Genomic DNA, 7938 nt, shown 5'->3' with positions numbered 1-7938 from the left:
AAAATTGTTCTTGAAAACAAAATAAACTAACCAATAAATTTTAACCATTAACTATTGACAAAAAACACAGTTGCTGAGTTAATTTGCGAGCGCATTTTCTTCAATGCTAACAAAGAGTTGGACACATCTAAGGCTTGCTTGCGGGCTGTGCATAATGGGGTTAGTCAATAGAATATTATTTAATGCCTTTTCTGTTGTTATGATGGGTTTCGAAAGTTCGATGGAATAACCTCCCTATGCACAGCACTTCCGCAATCTTCGTCAAGATGTGTTACCCAACCCGTTTGTAATGCATTTCAGAAAATGCACTCTTCAATTGTGCAGTAATTTGAGGATGTTAATCGTGTCAGAAAGTTGAGCAAATAACTTAACAGATATGGAAGGGAAAAGTAGCCACTTTCAAATTCAGCTTAAAAAAGGTATTAAAGATGCGCCTGCAAAAAGGGACTTTTTGCAGGCAATGTTGAATTTTGAATGATGAATGTTGAATTATTTGAATAGGTTACAAGCTGAAGATGTTTATCAAAACTGTAAAATTTTAATTATTGCAGTTGCATCATTAAAAGCTCAGGAGTTAAATGAACGACCACACCCATGCTCGACACCACACATTCTATAACTTAACTTGTTTGCAAACAATCCTGACACACGCCGTCGAAACGAATTTCAATATCTTCTATGCGGACAGGCAAATCTTTGTACGCTTCGTTTATAGCTAATGGTAGTTTATGCATTGAAATGCACTGCATCTGCCCACATTCTTTGCAATAAAAATGGCAGTGCCCATCTTTATTTTCTACCGATGCAAAACAATATCTAAACGACCTGTCTCCTGCACTATGTCTATAAACAATTTTTTTCTCCACCAGTAAGTCTAAAATTCGGTACAATGTTACCTTGTTTATCGAGGTCTGAGTAATAAGTCCTTGAAGGATTTCCTGAGCAGTTACAGGACGTCTTTTATTGACAATAAAAGACAAAACCATAACCCGATGATGGGTTGGCTCAAGTCCGGCACCATGTAAAATGCCTTGCACTTCATAGTTCATTTCTATTTTATTATTCATCTCTTTTTAAGATAAACTAAGATTCATGGAAAAATCTTTTATGACAAAAATCAATACACAAAAAAATAAAAAAAGTAATGGTAGCTACAGCAATTATAGACGCTCCCGAAGTGATATTAAAGGTAAAAGAGACCCATAGCCCCAAAATACAAAAAACAATGCTCCATAGGATGGATTTAAACATCATTTGGGCTAGAGACAAGCACTTTCTCTCCGCCAGATAGGCCGGTATTGTGAGCAGGGCAATGACCAAAATCAGACCCACTACCCGAACAATCATGACCACGGACACCGCGACTAAGCTCAAGAGGAGAAAATAGTAAAATGTCACTGAAAGGCCAAGTGTTTTGGCATATTCACGGTCAAAAGACATGACCAGAAAACCTCTGTAAAGTATGGTAACCAGGCCGACAATAAACAAGTCCATGACCAGCATAACCCAGAGATCAGAATCAGGGACAGTGAGGATACTACCAAAAAGGTAACTCATTAGGTCCACGTTGTACCCTGGAGTCAAGTCAATAAGAATAATACCAAAGGCCATGCCCGCCGCCCAGATCAGACCTACCACGGTGTCTGTGCGGTTATCGCGGTTTAGAGTAATTGCCCCCAAAAGACCTGAGGTAAACAGGGTAAATCCAAGGGTGCAGGGCAGGACCGGAAGTCCCAAAAAAAAGGCCAGGCCCACCCCTCCATAAGCACTATGGGCAACCCCCCCTGCCAAAAAAACCAAACGATTGACCACAACAAGGGAACCAATAATCCCGCAGGCAATACTGGTTAAAATACTAGCCCATAATGCGTTTTGCATGAAAGGCAAATTCAGGAGGTCAAGCATTTTTAATTCTCCTTAGAGCCTGTGGCCAAACCATAATTTAAGCGGTGGTTGAAAGTCTTGCTTTCTGAAATGCATTACAAACGGCCTGGGTAACCCATCTTGGCGAAGCTTGCGAAAAAAACAGAGCATCGGGATGAATGGACTACACATTTTGCGACATTGCCCATAACTTTCGATAGTAAAAAGAATATTTGTTTATCCAAAATATCCCATTATGCTCTGTCCACAAGCAAGCCTTAGAAGGGTCCAAGTCTTTGTACCAGCATGAAAGAAACCAAGACTAGAATAAACCTTGAAAATTAATTGACAAAAAGGTTCGGCTACAGGCTCCTTAGCTCCCCTGGATTACGCGTTTGTAAACTTTTTGAATGCATTTTAACTCTGATCAATTAAGGTCTCTCTTGCTTTGCTCCGCCGTCTTTCGAGCTTCAGTCTCTTCAAAAAGAGTTGAAACTCCGTCTATAAAATTCCCCATAGGACAAGGGTAGTCGTGGATACCATAAAGAAGGTCGAGCATCTCTCTGGTCAAGTTCCTGTCTTGGCCCATAATGATTCTTTTGTTCACCACGGCAATCCTGCTAATCTGCGATGAAGCCACAATCAGGTCATGGGTGACCACAAGCACAGTGACTTCCTCTCCCAAATTAGCCAAAAACTCATAAATACATTGCTTGCCCTGTGGATCAATACTGGCTGTTGGTTCATCAAAGATTAGAAGCTCTGGTTCAGAGACCAGGGCCCTGGCCACCAGCACCCGCTGCTTTTGACCTCCGGAAAGCTCATTAATGCGGCTGTGGGCCAATTTGTGCATACCCACCTTTTCAAGGGCCAGATAGGCTTGCTTTTTTTCCTTCCGGCCAAAGGTAAATCCAAGCCTTCTGCTCCCAAGACCCATTAAAACAACCCCTAAAACAGTGATCGGGAAAAGGTCTCTATCCGGCCTATGTTGAGGAACATATCCTATACGTTTATAACTCTTATGGGGTTCCTGACCAAAAACCAGCACCTGGCCCTTGTCAGGCTTTAATAAACCCAGAATAATTTTGAGCAACGTGGTTTTGCCACCACCATTAGGTCCTAAAATAGCCACGAATTCACCGTGTTCTACTCTCAAGTCCACATCTTCCAAAATTAAATGGTCTCCATAGGCCAAACTAACGTTTCTAAGCTCAATTACCGGTGAATTCATTTGGTTTGCCTTAAGTTTTATGAGTTAAGTATTAGGAGGTAGTCTTTGAAGTATAGTTATCCTGCACTCTAATCCCCAGTTCCTAAACCCCTTCTTAGAACTTTGGCTACCCGCAGCAGATTGTCCTCCCAATCATAAGCCAGAGGGTCAAGGCTGACCACCTGTCCACCAACAGCCTTGGCAATGACCTGTGCGCTTTTCGCTGAAAACTGCTTCTGAACAAAAACGACTTTGATACCCTCTCTTTTGGCTAGCTGCACAAGCTTTTGTAAAACCCTGACACCTGGTTCTCTGCCCTCTACTTCAATCGGAACCTGCTTAAGCCCAAAATCTCGGGCAAAATATCCCCAGGAAGGATGAAAAACCATAAACTTGCGAGAGTTAAGTTTTGAAGGCTCTAAAATTTCTTTAATTTTTTTCTCCAGTTCCTCTATACTTTTGCAAAAACGATTAAAATTTCTTTTATATTCAGCAGAATGGATGGGATCAACAGCGACAAGACCTTTAAAGATATTCTCAGCCTGAATTTTGACCAGCCTGGGCGAGAGCCAAATATGAGGATCTTTCATTCCTGTCCGGTCATGGTGATGTTCTACTCGATGCTCCTGATGATTGTCGCTTACGCTATTCAAAATTCCTTCAATTTGCTCCATATGCCTTTTCTCGATTCCGGCATCTGTATGCACAATAAGAAGCTTGGGATTTAACCCGGCAAACTTTTTTAGCCATACACGCTCAAAAGGGACACCTATAGCAAAGTAAGCCCTTGCCTGTCTAAGCATGACCATTTGTTTGGGTCTTGGCTCATAGGTGGCCGGGCTTGCCCCAGGCATCACCATAACCTGGACATCTACTAAATCTCCTCCAATTTTGTGCACAAAGTATTTCTGAGGCAAAATACTCACAAACACCAGTGTCTTTTGGGCCCAGGCTTTGCCTTCCGGAAACAAAAGAAAAATAAGCAGGATCAAAACCCACAACTTGGCCTGACGCATAAACTTCCCTCCCCGAGCTATGCAACTATGTTGCATTGAGCTTGTGCAACATAGTTGCACAACCTGTCAAGACAATTCACAGTATGGTGCATCCAAGTTCACTTCCATTCCATGCGCAACTCTCCTGAAGACAGCTTTTGCAACTGTTCCTGGTCAAGGATATGAAACTCGCGACCACGCACAGCAATCAAGCCTTTTTCGACCATTTTCTTAATTACCCGACTCATGGTTTCAGGAGCTACGCCAATTATCTTTGCCAACTCTCTTTGGGAAATATTTAGACCGATCACACTCTGACCTGTTTTTTTATCTATTGAAGCCGTCTGAACAAAAAAGGCAGCCAAACGTTGCGGCACATCCATGAGAGACAGGAATGTAATAGTATCCATGGCCTGTTTAAGCTTATAACTCAGGATAGAAAGGATTTTAAACATAAGATTAGGTTCTTCTTGAACCAAATTTTTAAAAGTGTTACCAGATATGACAAAGACAATACTGTCTTTAAGTGCGACAAAGTTTCCCGGGGCTCCGTCTTCAGAAAAAGTATGGACCAGACAAAAGGTCTCGCCAGGGCGAAACAGGTTCAATATCTGCTCTTTGCCTTCATAGGATATTCTTGAAAGCTTGATCCTCCCGGAAATAACCAGATAAAATGCCTGGAACTGCTGTGACTGCCGCATGATAATCTCACCAGCCTTGTAAGATTTAACCTGTCCGGAACGAGCAAGAATCGCTAAATCTTCCTCTGGCAAGTCCTCAAAGAGGAAACTTGATCGCAATAATGTTGTCAATTGGTTCAAAGAGTACATCTTTTCTCCTTTAACTGGTCACAACTAGTTTAAGACGATTTTTTCACGAGGAGGCTTCTGTTGTTAATATTGATCTAGATCAATGTGTACATTCTTAAAAAATTACATATAGTATTTAGAATAGGCAAGATAAAATCTATTTTGGAGAGTCGTACCCTAAAAAAACAACAAGGAGGTCATTATGTTTTGGTGGGCCAGGGTAAAATTATGGGCGTTATTCTTTTTCTCGTTGTTTTCACTAATCCTTACAAACTCTGTCCAGGCCAAGGAACTGGATGACAACTATAAAACCTATGGCGCGGCACAAGCACGAAAGGTTTCCAACCAGCCCAAAAGATGGATCACTACCGACCACAGCAAACACAAGATCCTTCAGCAGGATTTTAAATCTCCAGAGGAAGTAACCAAAGCCTGCTTGTCATGTCATAATGAAGCAGCCCTCCAAGTTCATAAGACCATCCACTGGACATGGAAATGTCCGTATGATCCGGATAAAAAAATGGGTAAAGCTGGCCTTACCCTGAATAATTTCTGAATATCTATCCACAGCAACGAGGCTCGTTGCACGTCTTGCCACGCAGGTTATGGATGGAAAGATAAAAATTTTGACTTCACAGCCCAGGAAAAAGTAGATTGTCTGGTCTGTCATGATCAAACAGGTACTTACAAAAAATTTTCCACCATGGCGGGTTATCCGGTTTCAAAGCCCAAGAAGTTTGGAAAGAAGACTTTCTATCCGCCCAACTATCAAAAGATCGCTCAAAACGTTGGCCGTCCCAAAAGAACTAACTGCGGAACTTGCCACTTTTTTGGTGGCGGAGGAGATGGAGTAAAGCACGGGGACTTGGACTCATCTCTGATAAATCCTGATTACAACCTTGATGTGCACATGGCTGTAAATGGGGCCAATTTTACCTGTGTACGCTGTCATACCACTGAGGCCCATAGTATTGCCGGGCGGTGCTACAAAAAACCGGCCTTTACAGAACGCAAGAGCCTGATCCAGGACGATTTAATTAAGCGTATTTCCTGTGAATCATGTCATACCGACAAACCACATAAGCCAGGAATCAAGGCCAATGACCACACCGATAAAGTGGCCTGCCAGACCTGCCATATCCCTGCTTTTGCGCGAAAACTCCCAACTAAAATGTGGTGGGATTGGTCCAAGGCAGGCAAATTTAAAAATGGTAAACCCTTCGTAGAACACGATGAGTTAGGAAAACACAAGTATCACACCAAAAAAGGTGAATTCGTGTGGAAAAAAAATGTCCAGCCCGAATATTTTTGGTTTAACGGTTCCTTGGATTATATCCTATTGACGGACAAAATCGATCCCAGCAAACCAGTACAATTAAACAAGGTGATAGGAAATTATAATGATCCAAAATCACGCATCTACCCCTTTAAGGTCCACCGGGGTAAACAACCGTATGACAAAATAAATAAAACTATGGTTGTGCCCCATCTCTTTGGTTCCAAAGAGTCAGGTGCCTACTGGAAAGCTTTTGACTGGCAAAAAGCCATAAAAGCAGGCATGGACTATGCGGGCCTACCCTATAGCGGTCAATATGATTTTGTGCAGACTGAATACCATTTCCCCATAACACACATGGTCGCACCTAAAGAAAAATCTCTTTCATGCTATGAGTGCCACAGCCGCAATGGCCGTCTAGCGAAATTAAGTGGATTTTACATGCCGGGCCGCGATTACAACTCAGTCCTGGATAGCATTGGTTGGTTTGCTGTGTTTGGCTCCCTGGCCGGAGTTGGGCTACATGGATTCTTACGTATCTTTTCCAGGAAAAAAGATTAAAAAGGGGGCTTAAAAATGGAAAAAATATATCTCTATACCAGGTTTGAACGTTTCTGGCATTGGGCTCAGGCCCTGCTGATTATCCTTCTGGCTTTAACCGGCTTTGAAATCCATTCTTCATATACCCTGTTTGGCTTTGAAAAGGCATTTGAAATCCACAATTTCTGTGCTTGGGCCTGGCTAATTCTCTATGCTTTTATTGTTTTCTGGATATTAACTACGGGAGAGTGGCGCCAATATGTGCCAACTTTTCAAAAACTATTTCAAGTAGCCAAATATTATGTATCTGGAATCTTCAAGGGCGAACCACATCCAGTGCCCAAAAGTAAACGCACAAAACACAACCCTTTGCAGAGACTGACCTATCTGGCCATTGTCTCCTTTCTTGTTCCTTACCAAATCATAACGGGCTTTATCTATTACTATTACAATCAATGGCCTGAATGGGGTATCAATTTAAGTCTGAAAACAATTGCCTTCTTGCATACAGCCGGAGCCTTTGCCATGGTCACCTTCGTTATTGTCCACATCTATATGACCACTACCGGACACACCATCTTTGCCCATATAAAGGCCATGTTTACCGGTTGGGAGGAAGTAGAAGACATCACTGCTGTACCCAAATGGGAAATCAAGACCAAATCTTGAGCTTGTCCGAAATAGACTTTTAAAAAACGGCCCGGCTAGGGCCGTTTTTAATGCCAAATATGGGAGGAATCACTTTGGATCTACAGGATAAGATTGCTCTGACCAGAAACTATCTAAACCAGATCTATGCCAAGTTCGGCCCTGATAAAATAGCAGTAGCCTGGACCATGGGCAAAGACTCAACCACAGTACACAGTACTCTGTGTTATGGAAAAATTTTCTAAAAGAAAGTGGATATAAAGCAAAACCCAAGGCCTTAAACCAGGATACGGGGTTAAAGTTTCCTGAAATCATAAAATTTTCATGTTCACCTTAACCCATAACCGGCCACATCATTAGCTACATAAAGCCATGTTCACCTGACTGGATAAAAAATTTCGAACACTACTAAACACAACAATGTAAAACCTAAAAACATTAAGCATATTATTACATTGCTTACACTTAATATTTTAAATACAAATAGAAAATATCTATCAAAAAATTTTTTATTAAATATCACTAGTGTCCGGTTTAAATTTAACCAAAAGAGCAGATAAGATAGAGTTATCAAGCAAATTTAAGTGATCTAGATTG

8 protein-coding genes are annotated in these 7938 nt (G+C 41.6%); 3 read left to right on the top strand and 5 right to left on the bottom strand.

The genetic code is table 11. The features are described from left to right. Positions 1 to 620: 620 nt before the first annotated feature. From KFV02_RS11110 to KFV02_RS11090, 5 genes are all read right to left on the bottom strand, one after another. Positions 621 to 1067, bottom strand: a complete 447-nt coding sequence (locus KFV02_RS11110) for a Fur family transcriptional regulator (RefSeq protein WP_252381626.1) — start codon at positions 1065 to 1067, stop codon at positions 621 to 623. Between the two features lie 16 nt (positions 1068 to 1083). Beyond that, positions 1084 to 1905 (bottom strand): metal ABC transporter permease, encoded by an 822-nt coding sequence (locus KFV02_RS11105; protein ID WP_252381625.1) that lies wholly within the window; start codon positions 1903 to 1905, stop codon positions 1084 to 1086. Between the two features lie 385 nt (positions 1906 to 2290). Next, positions 2291 to 3094 carry a metal ABC transporter ATP-binding protein gene (locus tag KFV02_RS11100; protein ID WP_252381624.1) on the bottom strand — a complete coding sequence of 268 codons (804 nt, stop codon included), beginning with the start codon at positions 3092 to 3094 and terminating at the stop codon, positions 2291 to 2293. A 68-nt stretch (positions 3095 to 3162) separates the two neighbouring features. Next, positions 3163 to 4089 (bottom strand): metal ABC transporter solute-binding protein, Zn/Mn family, encoded by a 927-nt coding sequence (locus KFV02_RS11095; RefSeq protein ID WP_252381623.1) that lies wholly within the window; start codon positions 4087 to 4089, stop codon positions 3163 to 3165. A 98-nt stretch (positions 4090 to 4187) separates the two neighbouring features. Then, positions 4188 to 4898, bottom strand: a complete 711-nt coding sequence (locus tag KFV02_RS11090) for a Crp/Fnr family transcriptional regulator (protein ID WP_252381622.1) — start codon at positions 4896 to 4898, stop codon at positions 4188 to 4190. Between the two features lie 181 nt (positions 4899 to 5079). On the opposite strand from KFV02_RS11090, the gene KFV02_RS11085 reads away from it, so the two are divergent. The 3 genes from KFV02_RS11085 (at position 5080) to KFV02_RS11075 (ending at position 7586) form a co-directional block, all read left to right on the top strand. Continuing rightward, positions 5080 to 6714: a tetrathionate reductase family octaheme c-type cytochrome gene (locus KFV02_RS11085; RefSeq protein ID WP_434800292.1), complete on the top strand. Its 1635-nt coding sequence runs from the start codon at positions 5080 to 5082 to the stop codon at positions 6712 to 6714. A gap of 15 nt (positions 6715 to 6729) precedes the next feature. Further along, the gene (locus KFV02_RS11080; protein ID WP_252381621.1) at positions 6730 to 7362 is read left to right on the top strand and encodes a cytochrome b/b6 domain-containing protein; all 633 of its coding nucleotides are present in this window, start codon (positions 6730 to 6732) and stop codon (positions 7360 to 7362) included. 74 nt (positions 7363 to 7436) lie between these two features. Beyond that, complete coding sequence (locus KFV02_RS11075; RefSeq protein WP_252381620.1) at positions 7437 to 7586, top strand: hypothetical protein; 150 nt, start codon at positions 7437 to 7439, stop codon at positions 7584 to 7586. Positions 7587 to 7938 lie beyond the last annotated feature (352 nt).

Origin of the sequence: Desulfovulcanus ferrireducens, from assembly GCF_018704065.1 — a bacterium.
Taxonomy (GTDB): Bacteria; Desulfobacterota; Desulfovibrionia; order Desulfovibrionales; family Desulfonatronovibrionaceae; genus Desulfovulcanus; species Desulfovulcanus ferrireducens.
This window is presented reverse-complemented; position numbering and strand designations above follow the sequence as displayed.

Excerpts from the sequence above, each read along its gene's own strand:
- KFV02_RS11110 (WP_252381626.1), bottom strand. The coding sequence starts at position 1,067 with ATGAATAATAAAATAGAAATGAACTATGAAGTGCAAGGCATTTTACAT.
- KFV02_RS11105 (WP_252381625.1), bottom strand. The coding sequence starts at position 1,905 with ATGCTTGACCTCCTGAATTTGCCTTTCATGCAAAACGCATTATGGGCT.
- KFV02_RS11100 (WP_252381624.1), bottom strand. The coding sequence starts at position 3,094 with ATGAATTCACCGGTAATTGAGCTTAGAAACGTTAGTTTGGCCTATGGA.
- KFV02_RS11095 (WP_252381623.1), bottom strand. The coding sequence starts at position 4,089 with ATGCGTCAGGCCAAGTTGTGGGTTTTGATCCTGCTTATTTTTCTTTTG.
- KFV02_RS11090 (WP_252381622.1), bottom strand. The coding sequence starts at position 4,898 with ATGTACTCTTTGAACCAATTGACAACATTATTGCGATCAAGTTTCCTC.
- KFV02_RS11080 (WP_252381621.1), top strand. The coding sequence starts at position 6,730 with ATGGAAAAAATATATCTCTATACCAGGTTTGAACGTTTCTGGCATTGG.